Genomic DNA, 1480 nt, shown 5'->3' with positions numbered 1-1480 from the left:
GTGCTCGTCGACACCGGCGACGGCGAGGGCGCCCTGCTGCGCGGGCGGGCCCTGGAAGGCGTACTCACCGGCGAGGCGGACGCCCTGGACGGCGTCGCCCGCGCCCATGTCCAGCTCACGGGGCGACGCCGCGCGCCGGAGGCACGGGTACGGCTCCTGGTGGAGCCGCACGTGGACCCCGGGGATGCACTCCACCGCCTCACGGCCCAGGCCCTGGCCCACGCCCGCGATTCGGCCGGCCTGGCGTCACTGCCGGCCGAGGTCCGCCTGAGGGGCGTCAAGCACCGTGCGGAAAGGGTCAGTTGACGTGCCTCTCAGAAGCCGTGCCGCGCCCCGCCGTCCACCGGCACCATGACGCCCGTCAGATAGGACGCAGCCGGCGACAGCAAGAACGCGGCCGTACGCCCGAACTCCTCCGGCGTCCCGTACCGCCGCAACGGAATACGCGACTCGGCAGCCGCCCGCGGACAAGGAGTCCAGCTCACGCACGCGATCCGTGTCGATACGACCGGGAAGCACCCCGACGACGCGAATACCCCGCGGCCCCAGTTCGTCCGAGAGCGACTTGGCAAAGCCCGCCAGCCCCGGCCGCAGCCCGTTGGAGATGGTCAGCCCCGGAATCGGCTCGTACACCGAGCCGGACAGCACAAACCCGATGACGCCCCCGGCTTCGAGCTCCGCCGCCGCCGTGCGGGCGAGCCGCACCGCACCCAGGAACACCGACTCGAACGCCGACTGCCACTGCTCGTCGGTGTTGTCGGCGACGAACCCGGCGGGCGGCCCGCCGACGCTGACGAGGATGCCGGCGAAGCCGCCGAACCGCTCGCGCGCGGCACCGATCAGGCGGGCCGCCGCCTGCGGATCGCCGTTGTCCACGGCCATCCCGTACGCGTTCGGCCCCAGCTCCGCCGCCGCGTCGGCGACCCGCTTCTCGTCCCGCCCGGTGATGACCACCTTCGCCCCGTCGGCCACGAGCTCGCGCGCGGAGGCGTTGCCCAGCCCGCGCGTGGCCCCGGTGACGACGTACACCCGGTCCTTCAGTCCAAGATCCATGGCCCTATCCTGCCCCGTCCGCCCCGTACAGGGCGAGGGCCGTGTTCACCAGGCCGATATGGCTGAACGCCTGCGGGAAGTTGCCGAGCTGGCGGCCGGTCACGGGGTCGTACTCCTCGGCCAGCAGCCCCACGTCGTTCGCCATCCCCACCAGTCGTTCGAACAGCTCGCGGGCCTCGTCCGTACGACCCGTCATGTGCAGTGCGTCCGCGAGCCAGAACGAGCACACCAGGAAGGTGCCCTCGCTGCCGGGCAGCCCGTCGACGACCGTCCTGTCGGCGCTGTAGCGGCGCAGGAAGCCCTGGTGGCACAGCTCCTCGCGCACCGCGTCGATCGTTCCCTTCACGCGCGGGTCGTCCGGTGGCAGGAAGCCGACGCGCGGGATGAGCAGCAGGGCGGCGTCCAGCTCGCGCGAACCGTAGTACTG

General features: G+C 72.6%; 1 protein-coding gene and 2 pseudogenes. 1 reads left to right on the top strand and 2 read right to left on the bottom strand.

The genetic code is table 11. The features are described from left to right. Window positions 1-306, top strand: a pseudogene (locus ACTWQJ_RS51250) (alkaline shock response membrane anchor protein AmaP); the annotation flags it as partial. Window positions 307-314: 8 nt separating this feature from the next. On the opposite strand, the pseudogene ACTWQJ_RS51245 reads toward ACTWQJ_RS51250, so the two are convergent. Then, window positions 315-1053 (bottom strand): annotated as a pseudogene (locus ACTWQJ_RS51245) (SDR family oxidoreductase). Between the two features lie 4 nt (window positions 1054-1057). Continuing rightward, the coding region (locus ACTWQJ_RS51240) for a glycoside hydrolase family 15 protein (protein WP_443313177.1) at window positions 1058-1480 on the bottom strand (423 nt) is incomplete at its 5' end.

It is taken from the genome of Streptomyces sp. KR55 (assembly GCF_052245645.1).
GTDB classification, from domain to species: Bacteria; Actinomycetota; Actinomycetes; order Streptomycetales; family Streptomycetaceae; genus Streptomyces; species Streptomyces flavusporus.
The sequence above is the reverse complement of the archived record's forward strand: the minus strand, read 5'-3'. Positions and strand labels throughout refer to the sequence as shown.